17 protein-coding genes and 1 pseudogene are annotated in these 18,950 nt (G+C 54.8%); 15 read left to right on the top strand and 3 right to left on the bottom strand.

Translation table 11 applies throughout. From position 1 onward, the window contains the following. The first annotated feature begins 27 nt into the window (after nucleotides 1-27). From B142_RS0100795 to B142_RS0100755, 9 genes are all read left to right on the top strand, one after another. Nucleotides 28-483 carry a prepilin peptidase gene (locus tag B142_RS0100795; protein ID WP_018119636.1) on the top strand — a complete coding sequence of 152 codons (456 nt, stop codon included), beginning with the start codon at nucleotides 28-30 and terminating at the stop codon, nucleotides 481-483. Between the two features lie 8 nt (nucleotides 484-491). Next, a complete protein-coding gene (aroC, locus tag B142_RS0100790; protein WP_018119635.1) occupies nucleotides 492-1,727 on the top strand; it encodes a chorismate synthase in 1,236 nt (411 codons plus the stop codon). Then, the gene (locus tag B142_RS0100785) at nucleotides 1,727-2,260 is read left to right on the top strand and encodes a shikimate kinase (protein ID WP_018119634.1); all 534 of its coding nucleotides are present in this window, start codon (nucleotides 1,727-1,729) and stop codon (nucleotides 2,258-2,260) included. Before aroC ends, B142_RS0100785 begins: the two co-directional genes overlap by 1 nt. Before the next feature lie 47 nt (nucleotides 2,261-2,307). Then, nucleotides 2,308-3,423, top strand: coding sequence for a 3-dehydroquinate synthase (aroB, locus tag B142_RS0100780; protein ID WP_049148379.1), 1,116 nt, complete (start codon nucleotides 2,308-2,310; stop codon nucleotides 3,421-3,423). Nucleotides 3,424-3,481: 58 nt separating this feature from the next. Continuing rightward, nucleotides 3,482-3,937, top strand: coding sequence for a type II 3-dehydroquinate dehydratase (aroQ, locus tag B142_RS0100775; protein ID WP_018119632.1), 456 nt, complete (start codon nucleotides 3,482-3,484; stop codon nucleotides 3,935-3,937). A gap of 112 nt (nucleotides 3,938-4,049) precedes the next feature. Further along, the gene (locus B142_RS0100770) at nucleotides 4,050-5,141 is read left to right on the top strand and encodes an aminopeptidase P family protein (protein WP_018119631.1); all 1,092 of its coding nucleotides are present in this window, start codon (nucleotides 4,050-4,052) and stop codon (nucleotides 5,139-5,141) included. Between the two features lie 213 nt (nucleotides 5,142-5,354). Then, the gene (efp, locus tag B142_RS0100765; protein ID WP_018119630.1) at nucleotides 5,355-5,918 is read left to right on the top strand and encodes an elongation factor P; all 564 of its coding nucleotides are present in this window, start codon (nucleotides 5,355-5,357) and stop codon (nucleotides 5,916-5,918) included. An 11-nt stretch (nucleotides 5,919-5,929) separates the two neighbouring features. Then, nucleotides 5,930-6,523 carry a transcription antitermination factor NusB gene (gene nusB, locus B142_RS11450; RefSeq protein WP_018119629.1) on the top strand — a complete coding sequence of 198 codons (594 nt, stop codon included), beginning with the start codon at nucleotides 5,930-5,932 and terminating at the stop codon, nucleotides 6,521-6,523. Nucleotides 6,524-6,528: 5 nt separating this feature from the next. Next, the gene (locus B142_RS0100755; protein WP_039733494.1) at nucleotides 6,529-7,380 is read left to right on the top strand and encodes a PPK2 family polyphosphate kinase; all 852 of its coding nucleotides are present in this window, start codon (nucleotides 6,529-6,531) and stop codon (nucleotides 7,378-7,380) included. Between the two features lie 92 nt (nucleotides 7,381-7,472). Here B142_RS0100755 and B142_RS0100750 read toward each other — a convergent pair whose 3' ends face one another. The 3 genes from B142_RS0100750 to B142_RS0100740 all read right to left on the bottom strand — a co-directional run bounded on the left by B142_RS0100750 (nucleotide 7,473) and on the right by B142_RS0100740 (nucleotide 10,035). Next, nucleotides 7,473-7,973, bottom strand: coding sequence for a YbjN domain-containing protein (locus B142_RS0100750; protein WP_018119627.1), 501 nt, complete (start codon nucleotides 7,971-7,973; stop codon nucleotides 7,473-7,475). Nucleotides 7,974-7,982: 9 nt separating this feature from the next. Next, entirely contained in the window at nucleotides 7,983-8,507 is a 525-nt protein-coding gene (locus B142_RS0100745) for a YbjN domain-containing protein (protein ID WP_018119626.1), read from the bottom strand. A 121-nt stretch (nucleotides 8,508-8,628) separates the two neighbouring features. Beyond that, nucleotides 8,629-10,035, bottom strand: a complete 1,407-nt coding sequence (locus tag B142_RS0100740; protein WP_018119625.1) for a TIGR01777 family oxidoreductase — start codon at nucleotides 10,033-10,035, stop codon at nucleotides 8,629-8,631. Between the two features lie 110 nt (nucleotides 10,036-10,145). On the opposite strand from B142_RS0100740, the pseudogene pyrR reads away from it, so the two are divergent. From pyrR to pyrF, 6 genes and pseudogenes are all read left to right on the top strand, one after another. Next, a pseudogene (gene pyrR / locus B142_RS0100735) lies at nucleotides 10,146-10,715 on the top strand (bifunctional pyr operon transcriptional regulator/uracil phosphoribosyltransferase PyrR); the annotation flags it as partial. Nucleotides 10,716-10,849: 134 nt separating this feature from the next. Next, nucleotides 10,850-11,785: an aspartate carbamoyltransferase catalytic subunit gene (locus B142_RS0100730; protein ID WP_018119623.1), complete on the top strand. Its 936-nt coding sequence runs from the start codon at nucleotides 10,850-10,852 to the stop codon at nucleotides 11,783-11,785. A 77-nt stretch (nucleotides 11,786-11,862) separates the two neighbouring features. After that, complete coding sequence (locus B142_RS0100725; protein WP_049148376.1) at nucleotides 11,863-13,272, top strand: dihydroorotase; 1,410 nt, start codon at nucleotides 11,863-11,865, stop codon at nucleotides 13,270-13,272. Nucleotides 13,273-13,330: 58 nt separating this feature from the next. Further along, entirely contained in the window at nucleotides 13,331-14,539 is a 1,209-nt protein-coding gene (gene carA, locus B142_RS0100720; protein WP_018119621.1) for a glutamine-hydrolyzing carbamoyl-phosphate synthase small subunit, read from the top strand. A gap of 2 nt (nucleotides 14,540-14,541) precedes the next feature. Continuing rightward, complete coding sequence (gene carB, locus B142_RS0100715; protein ID WP_018119620.1) at nucleotides 14,542-17,877, top strand: carbamoyl-phosphate synthase large subunit; 3,336 nt, start codon at nucleotides 14,542-14,544, stop codon at nucleotides 17,875-17,877. Beyond that, complete coding sequence (gene pyrF, locus B142_RS0100710) at nucleotides 17,867-18,712, top strand: orotidine-5'-phosphate decarboxylase (protein WP_018119619.1); 846 nt, start codon at nucleotides 17,867-17,869, stop codon at nucleotides 18,710-18,712. The genes carB and pyrF overlap by 11 nt, the downstream gene beginning before the upstream one ends. Nucleotides 18,713-18,950 lie beyond the last annotated feature (238 nt).

Here is an 18,950-nt window from a genome sequence, read left to right as displayed (position 1 = left end):
GAGGATTCTTCGGTAGCGTTAGCAGGCATGGGGGGATTTTTCGTAGTATTTGCTATTTTTCTGTGGGCGTGTGCCTTGGTCGGCTATGACTTAAAAGCCCACCGCTTGCCAAATTTTCTGACACTTCCGGCCGCAGCATGTGCTCTTGGATGGGCGTTTCAGCACCCTAATACCACCGAAATTTTGTCGGCGGCTAGTCTCTGGCCAATTCTGTATCTGGTGCAGATTTGGAGCGCTGCGCTGTGGCATCGTTTATGCGGGCGACCGCATGCACCTGGCATTGGTGGTGGAGATATTAAACTGGCAATTCCGCTTGCCATCATGGCTGCAGCGGCAGGTGGTGCTTTTGCCGTATTACTTGCCGCAGGAACAGCATCATTGCTGAGCTTGCTTATTGCAATGCTTCGAAACCGGGGCTACGTTGCACATGGGCCAGCTATGATTCTGGCCACTGTGATGGTCTCAATACTGCTTGTGGAATAATAGACGGCATGCTTCGTTGGACTACCGCTGGGGAATCACATGGCCAAGCATTGGTGGCTGTGGTGGAAAATATGCCTGCACACGTCGAGCTCACTGCAGACGATATTGCGTACCAACTCGCGCGTCGTCGTTTGGGGTATGGCCGCGGCGCTCGTATGAAATTTGAAGCCGATGAGTTGAGTTTGCTCGCCGGTATTCGGCACGGAAAAACACTGGGTAGTCCGATTGCCATCATGATCGGAAACACGGAATGGCCGAAGTGGGAAACCATCATGTCCCCAAACCCTGTGGATGTGAATGATCCGGATATTGCGAAAGCCCTACACTCAGGCCGCGGCGCACAGCTCACGCGTCCGCGTCCGGGACACGCAGATTTTTCCGGCATGGTGAAATATGACCATGCCGACGCTCGCAATATTTTGGAGCGCTCTTCAGCACGCGAAACGGCGGCCCGCGTCGCTTGCGCCACCGTTGCCCGTAATTTTCTTCGGCAGGTGCTTGGCGTGGAGGTTTTGTCGCATGTGATTTCCATTGGGCCGTCCCAACCTTATGAAGGTCAGGCACCCCAACCAGGCGATCTCGAAACAATTGATGCTTCACCTGTGCGCGCATTTGGAAAAGACGCTGAAGCCTCGATGATCGCGGAGATTGAATTCGCGAAGAAGTCCGGCGATACCTTAGGTGGAATCGTCGAAGTTGTCGTCGATGGTTTGCCGGTGGGGCTGGGCTCTCATGTTTCTGGGCAGACGCGGCTCGATTCCCGGTTGGCCGGGGCTTTGATGAGTATTCAGGCTATTAAAGGAGTAGAGATCGGGGACGGGTTTACACAGGCTCGTTCCCGAGGCTCGGAGTCGCATGATGAGATCATCCGTACAGACACGGGATTGGCGCGCGCGTCGAATCGAGCTGGTGGATTGGAAGGAGGCACCACCAATGGTGAACAGCTGCGCCTGAAAGCTGCAATGAAGCCGATTTCTACCGTCCCACGCGCACTGCGGTCCGTCGATATGGAAACTGGTTCTGCGGCGACCGCGATTCACCAGCGTTCCGATGTGTGTGCAGTTCCCGCTGCTGGAGTTGTCGCAGAAGCAATGGTGGCGTTGGTATTGGCACAGGCTGTGCTGGAGAAATTTGGTGGCGATAGCGTTGTAGAAACCCGCCGTAATTTCTTGGCCTATCAACGCCGTGTAGAACAAAAACTCGCGTTCTCTGAGGATGCCACAGCTGGAGCGGGGGAGATGTAATGGGATATGGAGAAAGTTCACGCCCGTCTGTCGTGCTTATTGGGCCTCCCGGTGCGGGTAAGACAACGATTGGTCGTCGATTAGCCCGCGTTCTTAATCAGCAATTTGTTGACTCCGATTTTGTGATTGAGAGCAAGGCCGGCAAGACCTGTTCGGAAATTTTTGCCGAAGACGGTGAAGAAGCCTTCCGGGCACTGGAAGCTGAGGTGATCGCCGAAGCACTACAAGAGCCGGGGATTCTCGCGCTTGGCGGGGGAGCAGTCACGCACGCTGGAACACGCAGTTTATTAGACCAGCAGACCGTGGTATTCGTCGATGTCAGCGATGACACTGGGATTGAGCGCACCACGCGCCCTCATAACCGACAGCAACGCCCACTGCTTGCGGGGAAGGATGCTGATACGCGTTACCGGAATTTGATGGCACAACGCCGTCCGTTGTATCGAGAGGTTGCCGATTATCGTGCCCGCACTGATCAACGCAGTCCGCAACAAGTAGTTGCAGACATCTTGGGCTTTTTGGAAACTTTGTAATATCGCGTGCATTTAGCCGGAAGGTAGTAATAACGATGAGTTTTAACATGTTTTCCCCGTCACCTGAAGGCCGCCAGCATAGCGTGGGTAGTTCTGAGGTAATTGAAGTCAATGGCCCAAATCCTTATCAGGTGACAATTGGCCGCGGTCTGACTGATGCCATTGCGGACAGAGCGAAGCATACCGGAGCCCAGACTGTGGGGATCGTGCATCAACCGACAATGGCGGCACCTGCCAGGCAGGTTGCGCGTTCGATTGAAAATCTGGGCTTGCGAGTGCATTTATTCCCTGTGCCAGATGCAGAAGCCGCAAAAACTCTTGAAGTCGCTGGCCAATTATGGGACGAACTTGCGCAGCATAATTTCTCCCGACGTGATGTGATCATAGGTTTTGGAGGCGGTGCGGTCACCGATCTAGCTGGGTTTATTGCAGCTACGTGGATGCGAGGAATAAAGGTCATCCAGGTGCCGACGACTTTGCTCGCGATGGTGGATGCAGCCGTCGGTGGAAAGACCGGAATCAATACTGGCCATGGGAAAAATTTGGTCGGTGCTTTTCATGAGCCAGACAGTGTCTTCGTAGACTTAGACCGTCTGACGACTCTCCCTGAAGACGAGATAATTGCCGGTTCAGCAGAGATCATCAAAACTGGTTTCATCAGCGATGGCGTCATCATTGATCGTTATGAAGATGACCCGCTTGCTTGTTTGGACCCCGATGGTTATTTGCCGGAATTGATCACGCGTTCAATAGCGGTGAAAGCAAACGTCGTCGGCATGGACCTGCGTGAGTCAGGTTTGCGGGAAACCCTCAACTACGGTCATACCTTTGCCCATGCAGTGGAATTGCGCGAGAATTTTGCCTGGCGCCATGGAAACGCGGTGGCGGTGGGCATGATGTACGTCGCGCATTTAGCGCGTAACCGCAAGTTGATCGACGACGCATTGCTTCAACAGCACCGCCGAATTTTGGAATCAGTCGGACTGCCGGTGGCGTATGAGCCAGGACATTTCGACGAACTACTTGCAGCTATGAACAGGGATAAGAAAAACCGTGAAGGCAGACCCCGGTTTGTAGGAATCACGGGAATTGGCGATTGTATGCGTATTCCGGATGCCTCAGATGAAGAATTGCGTGCAGCGTACCAAGCAATTTGCGCATAGAACCTGCATCGATGCGTGACAACCAGATTTTTGTAGCCGCTGAAAGGATACTGTCGTAATGCCCGGGAATAATCGCTCCACTGTATTGGTTCTGAACGGTCCTAACTTGAATCGTTTGGGCAAGCGCCAACCCGAAATTTACGGTGCGACGACGCTCAGTGACGTGGAAACTGCACTGATCGCCGAAGGCGAGGCCCATGGCTTACACGTCATTTGTCGGCAATCCAATGCTGAGCACGAATTACTGGATTATGTCCACGAAGCCGCGGATCATCACTGGCCAGTAATCATTAACCCTGGTGGTTTCACCCATACCTCGGTGGCGCTGCGTGATGCGCTAGCAGAAATAGCAGACGGTGCTGGATTCATCGAGGTGCATATCTCCAATGTGCATGCTCGAGAGGCATTTCGTGGGCACTCGTACTTGTCGCCGCTTGCACGTGGTGTCATCGCGGGGCTTGGTATTACTGGATATAGTGCTGCGTTACGTTATTGGGCAGATAATGTGGCGTAACATCGTAAAAGATAGTTTCTTTGTGGAAATTTACGCTGAATGGGGATAGGAATTGCCACGATTACTCGTGGTTGACTACAAGGTTCAGCATACTAGCCTAATAAGGAGAACAATGACATTGGCTGATACTCGCTTTAGCAACCGTCGTCGTAAATTGGCGACAGCCATGGCAGCAGAGCGCCTCGATGACTTTTTGGTGACTCACCTGATCCACGTTCGGTATTTATCCGGTTTCTCTGGATCCAATGGTGCGGTGCTGTTATCGAAAGATCAATCTGCTGCTATTAGCACGGATGGGCGTTACGCGACACAGATTGCAGAAGAAGTTCCTGATATTACTGCAACGATTACTAGTGCCATCACAAAAGATCTGCTCCAGAAGCTAGAAGGCCCACGTCGGGTTGGTGTGGAGTCTGATTTCGTCAGCATCGAGCAGTTCAAGCAACTGGAAAAACAGTGTCCAGAAGAAGTGACACTGGTGCCAGTTTCCGGGATGATTGAAAAGATTCGGTTAATCAAAGACAACGTCGAAATCGAACGTCTGACAGGAGTCGCAGAGCTAGCCTCACAAGCACTCGAGGATATGATTGCTGCTGGGGAAATAGTCGCCGGTCGCACCGAACGTCAGATTGCTGCTGACCTGGAATACCGTATGCGTTTGTTGGGTGCGGAACGCCCAAGCTTTGACACTATCGTCGCTAGCGGCCCAAATGGCGCAAAACCACACCACGGTGCAGGTGATCGCGAACTGCAAGAAGGCGATCTCGTAACAATTGACTATGGTGCACACCGCGCTGGGTTTAATTCCGATATGACGCGCACTGTTGCTGTAGGCAAGATCGATGATTTCTCTCGGGAAATTTATGACATTGTGCTTAAAGCACAGGAAGCTGGAGTCCGGGCGGCTACCCCTGGTACTCCGCTGGCTGATATTGACGCCGCGTGCCGCGACATTATCCGTGAGGCTGGCTATGAAGAATATTTTGTCCACTCCACCGGGCACGGAATTGGCCTTGATGTACATGAAGCCCCAGCAGCTGCTCACACCGGTCAGGGCAAAATCGAAGCAGGTATGACGCTCACGATTGAGCCAGGAATTTATATCCCGGGCAAGGTAGGTGTGCGGATTGAAGATACTTTGGTGATTACGGACGGTAAGCCACGCAACTTATCTACACCGACAAAACAGTTGCGCGAACTCTAGAAACGTTTGCCATAACGTCGGCATGGATTGTCAGCATACGACGTTGCGCGCGCGTGGCGTCGGGTAGATAGGAGCGCACGAGTGCACATTGCCGCCCGTGCCGATTCTTTAACGGTCCGGGCGGTCTCGGTTATACTAGCGGGAGCAAAGATGTACTAGGCAACTCCACGCGTTGTGGAGCTGTCGCACTGACAAATATTGGAGAGTTGATTCGTGGCTGATACCACTGCTTTCAAAAACGGCGTTGTGCTGAAAATTGACAACAAACTACAACAGATCGTGGAATTCCAGCACGTGAAGCCAGGAAAAGGTCCAGCATTCGTGCGCACCAAACTCAAAGATGTCATGACTGGCAAAGTTACTGACAAGACCTGGAACGCCGGCGCGAAAGCCGAGTTGGCTACGGTTGACCGCCGTGACATGACGTACCTCTATAATGACGGCACCAACTATGTCGTCATGGATGATAAGACCTTCGAGCAGGTCGAATTGTCGGCCGACAAATTCGGCCGTGCAGTGGATTTTCTGCTCGAAAACATGCGCATCCAGGTCTCGTTCCACGAAAATGAGCCGTTGTTCGCTGAACTTCCGATCAACGTCGACCTCAAAGTGGAACACACTGATCCTGGTTTGCAAGGTGATCGCTCGAGCGGTGGCACCAAGCCAGCGACGCTAGAAACTGGCGCTGAAGTCCAGGTTCCGCTGTTCATCGAAACCGGAAACGTCGTCAAGATCGACACGCGTACCGGCGACTACCTCTCCCGTAGCAACAACTAACGCGCAAGGGTATGTCAGACAACAAAAAAACCGCGGCTTCCGGTACCCGTTTCACTCGCTCAGATAAGCGTTTGCACACCAAGCGCTACCGGGCTCGCCGCCGTGCCGCGGACATCCTTTACGAAGCTGAAACCAGAGACCTTGATCCGGTGGCGATTGTCGACGATCGCGTGGAGCTTGCCGCATGGGAGCAATCACCGGTCCCACCCGTGGCTGAGTACACCAAAGAAATTGTCGCGGGAGCTGCAGAGAAACTCGATGAAATTGACGAGTTAATTTCCCGTTTCTTATCACAGGAATGGGAACTTGGAAGGCTTCCGGCAGTTGACCGCGCGATCATGCGCGTTTCCGCATGGGAGATATTGTTTAACGCTGACGTACCGGCAGCCGTTGCCGTGGTGGAAGGCGTGGAATTAGCCAGTGAATATTCCACAGAATCGGCTGCGCCGTATATTCACGCGGTGTTGGACGATATTGCCCAATCCGTCTCAGCTGATAATCCGATGGCTCACGATGACAGAGATGACAGTGGCGTTGACGTTGGTGACATCGACGATGGTGCTAGCGACGATGCCGACGCCAAAAACACAGACGAGCAAGCCTAATTTCTGTGTCTTTTAAACCACGTCATGCAGAACGGTTGCGGGCAGTTCCACCCGTAGAATTGTCCGCAATTGATCCACAGTCGACTCCCGGGTTTTCCGGTAATCCGCGCGGGAAGAGGATGCGGAGACGATTCCGTAAATTCGATGCGGAACTGCGGCAACTGCAGGAAAAATTATTTGCGCATTCTCGCCTAGGGACCGCACAATCTGGATCCATCTTGTTGATTTTGCAGGGCATGGATACATCTGGCAAAGGCGGAATGATCCGCAACGCGTTGTCAGTTTTTGACCCCCAAGGCTTGCGTCCCGTGGGATTCGGCGCGCCAACTGAAGAAGAACGGAACCATGATTTCCTGTGGCGCATCAACAAGCATGCGCCGGAGGACGGCGAAATCGTCGTGTTTGACCGCTCGCATTATGAAGATGTTCTAATTCAGCGAGTAGAGAAAATGGCGCCAGCTGACGAGATCGAGCGTCGCTATGATGCGATCGTTGATTTTGAATCTCAGCTTGCAGCACGCGGGGTGCGCATTATCAAAATAATGCTGCATATTTCTGCAGAATTCCAGAAATCTAACCTGGCACGTCGGCTGCAACGACATGATAAACGCTGGAAATTTGACCCGTCTGATCTCGACAATCGAAAGAAATGGGAAGATTACCAGCGCGCTTATGAGATAGCCATTAACCGCACCCACACTGAGGACGCTCCGTGGTACATCGTGCCTAGTGACAATAAGCTTTATGCACGTACTGCCGTGAAGTACTTGGTGTTGCGGCGGTTGCGCGCCATGGATCTGGATTGGCCGCAGCCAAGCTACGATGTCGAGCAGCAGTACCGCCGCCTGCACGGATAGTTGTAATCACGGGTTCCTCGTGTTGTAGTGCCATGCCGCGTTAATGCTGCGTCCTGGCACCTACTATCTTAGCGCCTGTTTTTGCGCTGAGACTAGGCGCCTTGCTCGTCTGAGGTGTTGTGCTCAGCGGTGGTGTGATCAGCCTGGTCGCGGTGCTCATTGAGCTTTCGCATTTCGTCGGCTGCGGCGACCATCGCATCTTGTGCTCGCACCACACCGTCGACGGCAGCTTTGAGCGCGACCTTGAGCTGCTCGTCGGAGATTCCGGCGGCAACCACAATGTCACGTTCGGTGCGCACGATTAACTTGCCTTCGTGCTCGGCAATAACGGCGCGTGCGCCGATCGAGGTGGAATTAATTTGGTTGGCAGCCAAGAACAATCCAGCATCAGCACTGTCGTAGTCCGTATCGGTGGCGACTTCGGAGCGGACCACCATTGCCGAGCCCAGCACCGCGAATGTGCACAAGGTGTCGTTGAGGTTTGCGGTAGCGATTTCTTTTCCTGCAACCTTGGTGAGTTCCACATCAAATCCACGCATGGCCTCGACGACACGGTCGATGGTGGCTGGGGCCAGTTCTGTATCGGTGTTCATGAGAAACTCCTAGTTCTGTTCGTCGTGCGTGTGGTTTTCTTCCCAGGTGACAGCGTCTGGGAATTGTTTGCCGAGGGCCTGGAACGATTCCAAGACTGCGTCCAACGTGCTCAACAAAAACGCGCCCAACTGGTTTCGGGTCATGCCAGTGCTGACATCAGCTTCACGAACCGCTGAAATTGCTAGCAGGTTTTCTCCCTGTTCAAAAAATCGCAGCGTTGGGGCAAATTGTGCTTGGTTCCACGAATTTACGACAGCAAGCACGTCAACCGCTTGGCTAGTACTGAGCTGCCCGCGCCAGAGTGAATCGACGATAAGCATGTTTTGCCGGACGCTGATCGCGATTGCTGCATTACTAAATCCGGTGCGTACTACCTGCAATGTGCTGCCGTCGGGAATTTCTTGTTCCTCGTTGCGGTACACGAGCTTTTCGGCGTCAAGAATCTCACCTATGCGCTCGAAGGTGACTTCTGCAATGTCACCGACGGTTTCCGGCGAGCGATCTTGCTCATTCGGCGTTGGTTGTTGGCTCATATGCTCTTTCCGTTCGCGTTGGGTTTGCTTCTAACCATTGCCACCGTACCGGCAAACTAGCCGGAAAATCATTGGCCACAGTGTAAGTTTCAGTGTTAGTACTGGTTTTCCCATACTGTATTTATTCGTCTTGTAGCTGTTCACCCCCAAGTTCGTGAGCGAGGGCAGCATCAAGAGTGGGAAAACGGAATTGGTGGCCGAGCTGGCTAATCTTTGCACTGGAGACCCGTTGATTTGCCAAAGCTAATTCGTGGGCGCCTTCTTTACCCAGTAGTAATTTGGGTCCGAATGTGGGGACTGGAAGCAGCGTCGGGCGATTTAATTCAGTACCGAGTGCTTTAGCCATATCTTTGTTGAGCAATGGCTGCGGGGCTGCCGCGTTGATTGCGCCGGTAATCCGAGAGTCAACGATTACTCGGGTATAAATATCGGTTAAATCATCCATCGCGATCCAGCTGAACCAGAAATTTCCATCACCAAAACTCCCGCCCAAACCGGTGGAAAACAATGTCTTCAGCAGTGGAAGCAAACCAGAGTTTCCGGACAGCGTCACCCCAGTACGGATATTGACCACACGTTTTCCGGCTTCTAATGCCGGTCGACATGCAAGTTCCCAGTCAGCGACCACATCGGCCAAAAAGCCATCGCCGCGCTCGGAATTTTCTGTGAGAATTTCGGGACCGCGATCTGGGCCGTAGTAGCCGATAGCAGAAGCACAGACCATCGTCGTAACAGTCGGTGAGTCTGCGACTAAGCGTGCCAGTTTATAGGTTGGGTCTACCCGTGAGCCGCGAATCTCTTTTTTGTGTGCTTCGTTGAAGCGGCCAAAAATAGGTTCACCCGCTAAATGTACAAGGACATCGACGCCTGCGAGAAGATGTGATGAAGGGTAGTGGGTGTGCCAGTGGCGCTGACCGGTTTTCGCTTCCCCGCGCACCAGCTCAATGACAGTATGTCCAGCTGTGGTTAGTTGGGCTTTCAAGCTGCGTCCGACAGAACCATGGGCGCCGGTCATGGCGATCGTGAGAGCTTTTCCTGGTACGGGCTCTATGGAGTTTTTTCCGGTCGTGGCTGCGGACGTTGCCCCTGCGAAGCCTGCGTCCTTCAACGACTGTAAGAACGATAAATCCGCGATGAGCTGACGCTGCCGATAAGCAAACACCGGGCGCAATAAATGAGCGGGTGCACGTGTGTGGACAGTGTCGTTGATTGTGGTGGTATTCGGCAGCTCACCATCGGCGAAGTGGTGATCATGGCGCCATTGTGCGAGCTGTCGGACTGGGGAATTGATGCAAAAATCAGTAAACGATATTTCGGGTTGGTAGCGCGTGAGATCGTGGCGTGCGACCCATTTCAGCCCTGCCGGGAGCCGGAAAATTGTGGTGCCGTCGGCAAGACTCGTTGCTTCGGTCTGTGGCGTCATCGGCAGAAACGGCGGGGTGAGTCGACTGATTGCCCCTGGGCGGGTGTGCCAATCCCACACTTCGGAGCGTGGGGCTGGAACGAGATGTTGGGCGGAAAAGCTCACGCGCGTAATCCTTAGTGCTAGACTGAAGCGGTGTCTCCATCATAGACCCAACCATGAATGCAGTCGGCATCCTTTAAAATCCGCACAGAGAGGCGGGGAAGGAGGGCACGATGACAGTGGAAGAACCGTCCGCGGAGGCAGCAGAAACAACTGAGTTGTTGAGCGCTGCTGCAATTTCGCGCACGATCGCACGCATCGCGCACCAAATTATTGAGAAAAACGCCATCGGCTCGCCAGACTCGGCGCCGGTGATCTTACTGGGCATTCCGTCCGGGGGCCTTCCCTTGGCGGAGAGTATCGCGGACAAGATTCACGAGTTTTCTGGCCAGGCTGTCGCCACTGGCGCGCTAGATATCACTTTGTATCGTGATGACCTTCGTTCGAAACCACACCGCGCGCTAAAACCCACATCGATTCCGCGTGGAGGCATCGACGAGGCCATCGTGGTGCTTGTCGACGATGTGCTGTTTTCCGGGCGTACCATTCGCGCAGCACTCGACGCACTGTCCGATATTGGCCGCCCACGCGCAATTCAACTGGCCGTATTAGTGGATCGCGGCCACCGTGAACTCCCGATCCGCGCTGATTTCGTCGGCAAGAATCTCCCGACTGCGCGTACCGAGGGCATTTCTGTTTTGAATTCGGATATCGACGGCCGCGACGCCGTGATCTTGTCACGCGGAATGCGCAGTGTGCAGGACCGGGTTACGCAGCACCAAGCAGCTACATCAGCAGAATTCGTAGAGTCGACACTATCGACCGATACCGCAACCACTGATCTAGTAGACGACCAGCCTAGGCAAGGGGACAAGTAGTGAAGCACTTACTATCCATTGCGGATTTAAACGCGGACCAAATTACGGGACTGTTGGATGAGGCTGAGCGGTTTTCCGAAGCCCTGGCTGATCGCGATGTGAAGAAGCTTCCGACGTTGCGGGGGCGGACGATTTATACCTTGTTTTACGAAAACTCGACTCGTACCCGCTCGTCGTTTGAAACTGCCGGTAAATGGATGAGCGCCGATGTGATTAACCTATCTGCGTCGTCGTCGTCGGTGTCCAAAGGCGAGTCCCTGCGCGATACCGGGTTGACGTTGGCCGCAATCGGTGCCGATGCGATTATCACCCGGCATCCGTCGTCCGGAGCTGCTCAGTTGCTTGCCAATTGGGTGGATACCGACGGCTCTGGCCCGTCTGTGATTAACGCCGGTGATGGTGCTCATCAGCACCCGACCCAAGCCCTGCTCGATGCGATGACGCTGCGTCAGCATCTCGGCGAGATCTCCGGTCGTCGTGTCGTTATTGTGGGAGATTGTCTGCACTCACGTGTCGTGCGTTCGAATGTCGATTTACTTTCCACAATGGGCGCGGACGTGGTTCTCGTGGCACCGCACACCTTGCTGCCGCACGGTGTGGAACATTGGCCGGTACGTACCAGTCATGATTTTGATGCCGAGCTTGCCGGGGCTGATGCCGTGATGATGTTGCGTGTGCAAAAAGAACGCATGAACGGTGGTTTCTTCCCTTCGCACCGTGAATACGCCACGTACTACGGGCTGTCGAAGCAGCGTGCGGCATTGCTGCGTGATGATGCCATTATCATGCACCCCGGTCCGATGCTGCGCGGCATGGAAATCAACTATGACGTTGCCGACTACCCAAATACCGTGGTGCTGGGACAGGTGAACAACGGAGTGCACATGCGTATGGCGGTGCTATTTACGTTGTTGGCCGGCTCCGGAGCGGAATAACGCGTCAGTTAAAGAACGCAGGTGAAAACCAGAATATGACAGCACATAATTCACACAACACAGGGGAAGTCACGATCATGTCGCATACACACCACACTCCGTCGCAGGAGAAATATCCGCCGACTGGGCAATTACGCCCGGCGTCGCAAAGTTCCTTGTTGTTGCGCAACGTGCGGCCGTATGGCGAGGGTGACCCCGTTGACGTATTGCTTGCCGACGGGCGTATCCAGGCGATCGAGGTAACCGATTCGAACGCAGCTGCTGAACTCTCGGCAGATGATGAGCGCGATCTGCAGGGCAACGTTTTGTTACCAGGCCTTGTCGATATGCACGTGCACTTGCGCGAACCCGGCAGGGAAGACACAGAAACCATCGCCAGTGGCTCAGAAGCTGCAGCGCGCGGTGGCTTTACAGCCGTCTTCACGATGGCAAACACGCAGCCGGTGACGGATCAGCCGGTGATCGCGGAATCTGTCTGGTACAAGGGGCAGCAGCACGGCGTGTGCGATGTGCACCCGGTGGGATCCATTTCGCAAGGGCTGGAAGGTAAAAACCTCACAGAATTCGGTATGCTCGCACGCAGTGCAGCGAAAGTACGGATGTTTTCCGACGACGGGAAGTGCGTCAATGATCCACAGTTGATGCGTCGAGCTCTGGAATACGCCAAGGGCTTGAACGTCTTGATTGCGCAGCATGCAGAAGATCACCGAATGACCGAGACTGCGGTTGCCCATGAGGGTGCGACTGCAGCCCAGCTTGGGCTGTCGGGTTGGCCGCGGGTAGCAGAAGAATCCATTGTCGTTCGGGATGCACTATTGGCGCGTGATTACGGAAACCGCGTGCATATCTGCCATGCCTCCACAGAAGGCACAGTGGAGCTGGTGCGCTGGTCGAAGCAACACGAAATCCCGATCACCGCGGAAGTTACTCCGCATCATTTGTTGCTGCACGACGAGAAGCTGCGTACTTATGACGGGATTTTCCGGGTTAATCCACCGTTGCGTGAAGAATCGGACACGTTGGCGCTGCGGCAAGCTCTTCTCGATGGGGTAATCGACTGCGTGGCCACCGACCACGCGCCCCATGGCAGCGAGGATAAGTGCGTGGAATTCGAACACGCGAAGCCGGGGATGCTCGGCCTGGAATCCTCGTTGGCTGTAATCGCCCAGATTTTCGTGGAATCCGGTTTGGCAGACTGGCGTTTTATTGCTCGCGTCATGTCGGAGCGTCCCGCAGAAATCACTCGACTGCCAGATCACGGCCGCCCGATTGCGGTGGGAGAACCGGCGAACCTCACTGTGGTGGATCCGGCTTATCCATGGACCTCGAAGGCCGAGGAATTTGCGTCGAAATCGCGGAACAACCCTTATGAGGGCCATGAATTTGGAGCGAAGGTGACACACACGATCTTGCGGGGAGGGTTGAGTTATGAACTTGCCGATTGTGCGCGTGCCGACGCTGGTGAGGCAACAGGCTCGGAAGATTAAATGATTACCGCACAATGGACTCGAGAATTTGACAACAGCAAGCGAAAGGCAGAAAACCGTGACTAACCCTGCACACCGAAGCTACCCGCCCGAGACGGTACCTGCGGTACTCGTGCTCGGGGATGGCAGCGTGTATCCCGGATTTGGGTTCGGCGCCACTGGCAAAAACCTCGGCGAGGCCGTATTTACTACGGCGATGACCGGTTACCAAGAAACTATGACGGACCCGTCATATCACCGTCAGATTGTTGTCACCGCTGCACCTCATATCGGAAACACCGGTTGGAACGACGAGGATGACGAATCACACGACGGGCGCATCTGGGTTGCTGGGCTGGTCGTTCGCGACCTGGCACATCGCGTGTCGAATTGGCGTGCGACTGCCTCGCTACCCGAAGCGATGGAGCAACAAGGCGTCATTGGCATTTCCGGTATCGATACCCGAACTTTAGTCCGTCGTTTGCGTAACCATGGTTCCGTCAAGGCGGGAATTTTCTCTGGTGAACAGGCACAGCGACCACATGATGAATTGATCGCGGAGGTCCGTGAGCAAGAAGATATGGCGGGCGCGGATTTGGCCGGGGAAGTCTCCGTCGACAAGGCCTACACCGTGCCTGCGGTAGGTGCGACTCGCTACCGCATCGTTGCATTTGACATGGGAATTAAAACAGCAACGCCACGTAATTTCGCACGCCGTGGCATTGAAACTGTGGTGGTGCCAGCGGGAACCAGTTTCGCCGAGGTAGAAAAGCTGCAACCAGACGGGGTATTTATCTCCAATGGTCCGGGAGACCCAGCAACCGCTGACGATATGGTTGCCACCCTGCGGGAGATTCTGGCGGCAAAAATTCCATTCTTCGGTATTTGTTTCGGTAACCAGCTGCTCGGCCGGGCCCTGGGCTTGCAGACGTACAAGATGAAGTTTGGTCACCGTGGCATCAATGTTCCGGTACTGCATCACGAGAGCGGCAAGATTGATATCACTTCGCAAAATCACGGTTTCGCGTTGGCCGCCCCGGGTAATACCGAGACGTTGCCTGCCGATTGCCAGGAAACCGACCGTGCGTTTTCGACCGATTTCGGCCCAGCGTTAATCACGCATACTTGCCTGAATGATGGCACCGTCGAAGGCGTCGCTTTGCGCAGTGGCCTGGCTTATTCCGTGCAATATCACCCGGAGTCTGCTGCTGGCCCACACGATGCCCACCCGCTCTTTGATCAATTTCTCGCGCTGCTTGAGCAGCACAGCCAGGAAAGGAAAGCTTAATTATGCCGAAGCGCCCTGATATTCACCACGTCCTGGTTATTGGATCCGGACCAATCGTCATCGGCCAAGCCTGCGAATTCGACTACTCGGGTACCCAGGCCTGCCGCGTCCTGAAATCCGAGGGCCTGCGGGTCACACTCGTGAACTCAAACCCGGCGACAATCATGACTGACCCGGAATTTGCGGATGCCACCTATGTGGAGCCGATCGAGACCGAATACATCGAGAAGATTATTGACAAAGAACGAGCTGGTGGGCACCCGATCGACGCGGTGCTAGCAACGCTCGGTGGACAAACTGCCCTGAACGCAGCAATCCAGCTGGATCGCGCGGGAATCCTCGACAAGCACGGTATTGAACTGATCGGTGCCGATATCGATGCCATCGAACGAGGCGAAGATCGACAGAAGTTCAAAGATATCGTCGAGAAGGTCGGCGGCGAGTCCGCGCGTTCGGAAGTTTGCTACACCATGGACGAAGTGCATGCATGCGTCGAACGATTGGGACTTCCGGTTGTGGTACGGCCGTCGTTTACCATGGGCGGACTGGGGTCTGGTTTGGCGTATACCTACGAAGACCTGGACCGAATTGCCGGAGGCGGTATTGCAGCTTCGCCAGATGCGAACGTCCTGATTGAAGAATCCATTTTGGGGTGGAAAGAATTCGAGCTGGAGCTGATGCGTGATGGTGACGATAATGTCGTGGTTATCGCATCAATCGAAAACGTCGATGCTCTTGGCGTACACACCGGTGACTCGGTTACCGTGGCGCCTGCTTTGACGCTGACGGACCGTGAATTCCAAAAGATGCGCGATTTGGGAATCGACATCATCCGCGAAGTTGGCGTCGACACGGGTGGCTGCAATATTCAATTTGCAATCAATCCGGACGACGGGCGGATCATTGTTATTGAGATGAACCCTCGCGTGTCACGTTCCTCGGCGCTAGCTTCCAAGGCGACTGGATTCCCGATCGCTAAATTGGCTGCCAAACTCGCCATCGGCTATTCCCTGGATGAGGTCACCAACGACATCACCGGGACCACCCCGGCGGCATTCGAGCCGACGCTGGACTACGTTATCGTCAAGGCTCCACGCTTTGCTTTCGAAAAATTCCCGGGCGCCGATGACACGCTGACCACCACCATGAAATCGGTGGGCGAGGCGATGGGAATTGGTCGTAACTATATCCAAGGCCTGAACAAGGTTATGCGTTCGCTGGAATCCAAGCCGTTTGGTTTGTGGACGGTGCCGGATGAGGTCATCGCGGGGGATGCGACAAACGTCTCGGAAGTATTGGATCGTTTGCGACGGCCAACCGCAGGCCGCATGTACGACGCCGAACTTGCGTTACGGTGGGGCGCCAGCGTTGACGCGGTACACGAAGCATCGGAGATCGACCCTTGGTTCCTTGCCGAACTCGCACACTTGGTGGAATTCGGTAACTACCTGCGTACCGCCCCAGTACTGGATGAACAGTTGCTGCGGCAAGCAAAGGTCATGGGGCTTTCCGACGCCCAAATTGCTGCACTGCGCCCAGAGTTCGCGGGGGAAAATGGCGTGCGTTCCCTGCGGTGGAGTCTGGGTATTAGGCCGGTATATAAGACAGTCGATACCTGCGCCGGTGAATTCGAAGCCCACACGCCGTATCACTATTCGGCCTACGAATATGATCCGAATGCAGAGTCGGAGGTTTCCGAACAGCGGGATACGGACAAGGTCATCATCTTAGGCTCTGGTCCGAACCGCATTGGCCAGGGAATTGAGTTTGACTACTCCTGCGTGCACGCCGCACTGGAGCTATCACGCATTGGCTACGAAACCGTCATGGTCAACTGCAACCCGGAGACCGTCTCGACGGACTACGACACAGCCGACCGCCTGTATTTCGAGCCACTGACCTTCGAAGATGTCATGGAGGTCTACCACGCAGAATCTCAGTCGGGAAATGTCGCCGGTGTGATCGTGCAGCTCGGTGGGCAAACCCCACTGGGCTTGGCAGAGCGCTTGGAAGCTGCTGGTGTTCCTGTGGTCGGTACGAGCCCCGAGGCCATCAACAACGCAGAAGACCGGGGAGTGTTCGGCAAAGTACTGGCCAAGGCCCAGTTGCCAGCACCAGATTTCGGTACAGCCACTTCCTATGCAGAAGCCCGCGACGTTGCCGCACAGATTGGGTATCCAGTCCTCGTTCGTCCGTCTTATGTGCTCGGTGGACGCGGCATGGAAATCGTGTACGACGAAGCCAGCCTGGAAAATTACATCGAACGTGCGACAGAGCTGAGCGAAGACCACCCTGTGTTGGTGGACCGCTTCCTGGATTCGGCAATTGAGATCGACGTTGACGCCCTGTGTGATGGCGAAGAGGTTTATCTTGCTGGCGTGATGGAGCACATCGAAGAAGCAGGTATTCACTCTGGTGACTCTTCATGTGCTTTGCCGCCGATGACGCTCGGGCCAGAAGATATCGACAAGGTGCGTGAATCGACCAAGGCATTGGCTCACGGTATTGGCGTCAAGGGCTTGATCAACGTGCAATTCGCCTTGAAAGACGACATCCTCTATGTCATCGAAGCGAATCCACGTGCCTCCCGTACGGTTCCATTTGTGTCGAAGGCGACCGGTGTTCCACTGGCGAAAGCCGCCGCGCGGATCATGCTCGGTGCAAGCCTGCAAGATTTGCGCGCCGAGGGCATGGTCCCAACTACTTATGACGGTGGATCGCTGCCGCTGGATCACCCAATTGCGGTGAAAGAAGCAGTGATGCCATTTAAACGATTCCGGCGCCCGGACGGCACCCCGCTGGATACTTTGCTGTCGCCAGAGATGAAATCTACTGGTGAGGTAATGGGATTGGCAGACAACTTTGGTGCGGCTTATGCGAAAGCAGAAACCGCTGCGTTTGGTTGTCCACCACGTGATGGCACCGTATTCGTATCGGTGGCGAACCGCGATAAGCGTACACTGATCGTGCCAATCCAGCGTTTGGCATCAATGGGATTCAAGCTCGTCGCCACAGCTGGAACCGCGCAGATGTTGCGTCGTAACGGCATCGATTGTGAAGTTGCGTACAAGGCCTCGGAAATCCGCTCAGGCAATGTCGAGGGCAAATCCATCGTGGATCAGATCACCGAAGGTGATATCGATCTGATTCTGAATACACCGGCGGGATCTGCTGGGGCACGGCACGATGGATATGACATTCGTAGCGCTGCAATTTCGGTAGGCATTCCGGCGGTGACTACCGTGCAGGGGATTACCGCTGCTGTGCAGGGAATCGAAGCCCTGCGTGGTGATGAATTAACCGTTCGTAGCCTGCAGGAGCTCAACCATGGCGAGTAGTGCACCGGGTGCTGGAACTCTTCTCAGTTTCGGAGAGCGTATTCGCGAGCGTTCCGCTGAGCGCGGGCGGCTCTGCGTCGGTATTGATCCGCATGCCGCGCTATTACGCGATTGGGGACTGAACGACGACGTCGATGGATTGCGGGAGTTTTCGCGCCGGTGCGTGGAGGCGTTTGCGGATACGGCATGCGTCGTCAAGCCCCAGGTGGCGTTCTATGAACGGTTTGGATCCGCAGGTTTTGCAGTGCTCGAGGAAACCCTTGCGGAACTGCGTGCGGCGGGTGCGTTGGTCATCGCGGACGCAAAGCGCGGAGACATCGGTTCTACCATGGCTGGGTATGCGTCTGCGTGGCTTGACCCAGCCTCACCTCTCCGAGCGGATGCTGTCACGGTTGCTCCTTATCTTGGACTCGGTGCGCTGAAACCTGTGATTGACACCGCTGAGGCAACCGGCACAGGCGTGTTCGTCTTGGCAGCGACGTCGAACCCGGAAGCCGTCGAATTCCAGAATTTCCAACGTAACGGCACGAGCTTGGCGCAGCACGTCGTCAATTATTGTCGTGATTACAACGCGACGCAGAAATCAGCGACGCTAGGCATCGTCGTTGGTGCGACAGTCCACACCCCGCCCGATCTTCGCGGGTTTAACGGACCGGTGCTCATGCCTGGCGTTGGTGTGCAAGGCGGCACTGTGGCTGATATCGCACGGATAGCGACAGACGCTGCCCACTGGGCTTTTCCGAATGTCTCACGCAGTGTACTTTCGGCTGGTCCAGACATTGCTGACCTGCATAAAGCAGTAGTTGAGCAAGCTGCACAGTTTCCGGGGTGCTAAGACCCACGTGCAAGGCTTTCGTCTGTGCCTCCTGATGCTTTGACGTGGTAAAACTCTGCGGTATCCAAGGTGCGAAATCGCGGAATGCCTGGTTACGGTGTTAAGATATGCAAAAAGCCGGCGATGTTGCGTTCGGGAACTGACCGCGGTTGGTTTATCTTCGTCTGACATCGTTGAAGCTCTATAATTCCCATTCGGGCGGTAATTGGTGCATGACTGCTACAGTTGCCGTTGATAA

Source organism: Corynebacterium propinquum DSM 44285, assembly GCF_000375525.1.
Taxonomy (GTDB): Bacteria; Actinomycetota; Actinomycetes; order Mycobacteriales; family Mycobacteriaceae; genus Corynebacterium; species Corynebacterium propinquum.
This window is presented reverse-complemented; position numbering and strand designations above follow the sequence as displayed.

What these genes read in the sequence shown, in the direction of transcription:
- B142_RS0100795 (WP_018119636.1), top strand. Translation starts at nt 28, where the DNA reads ATGGGGGGATTTTTCGTAGTATTTGCTATTTTTCTGTGGGCGTGTGCC.
- aroC (WP_018119635.1), top strand. Translation starts at nt 492, where the DNA reads ATGCTTCGTTGGACTACCGCTGGGGAATCACATGGCCAAGCATTGGTG.
- B142_RS0100785 (WP_018119634.1), top strand. Translation starts at nt 1,727, where the DNA reads ATGGGATATGGAGAAAGTTCACGCCCGTCTGTCGTGCTTATTGGGCCT.
- aroB (WP_049148379.1), top strand. Translation starts at nt 2,308, where the DNA reads ATGTTTTCCCCGTCACCTGAAGGCCGCCAGCATAGCGTGGGTAGTTCT.
- aroQ (WP_018119632.1), top strand. Translation starts at nt 3,482, where the DNA reads ATGCCCGGGAATAATCGCTCCACTGTATTGGTTCTGAACGGTCCTAAC.
- B142_RS0100770 (WP_018119631.1), top strand. Translation starts at nt 4,050, where the DNA reads ATGACATTGGCTGATACTCGCTTTAGCAACCGTCGTCGTAAATTGGCG.
- nusB (WP_018119629.1), top strand. Translation starts at nt 5,930, where the DNA reads ATGTCAGACAACAAAAAAACCGCGGCTTCCGGTACCCGTTTCACTCGC.
- B142_RS0100750 (WP_018119627.1), bottom strand. Translation starts at nt 7,973, where the DNA reads ATGAACACCGATACAGAACTGGCCCCAGCCACCATCGACCGTGTCGTC.
- B142_RS0100745 (WP_018119626.1), bottom strand. Translation starts at nt 8,507, where the DNA reads ATGAGCCAACAACCAACGCCGAATGAGCAAGATCGCTCGCCGGAAACC.
- B142_RS0100725 (WP_049148376.1), top strand. Translation starts at nt 11,863, where the DNA reads ATGTCGCATACACACCACACTCCGTCGCAGGAGAAATATCCGCCGACT.
- carB (WP_018119620.1), top strand. Translation starts at nt 14,542, where the DNA reads ATGCCGAAGCGCCCTGATATTCACCACGTCCTGGTTATTGGATCCGGA.
- pyrF (WP_018119619.1), top strand. Translation starts at nt 17,867, where the DNA reads ATGGCGAGTAGTGCACCGGGTGCTGGAACTCTTCTCAGTTTCGGAGAG.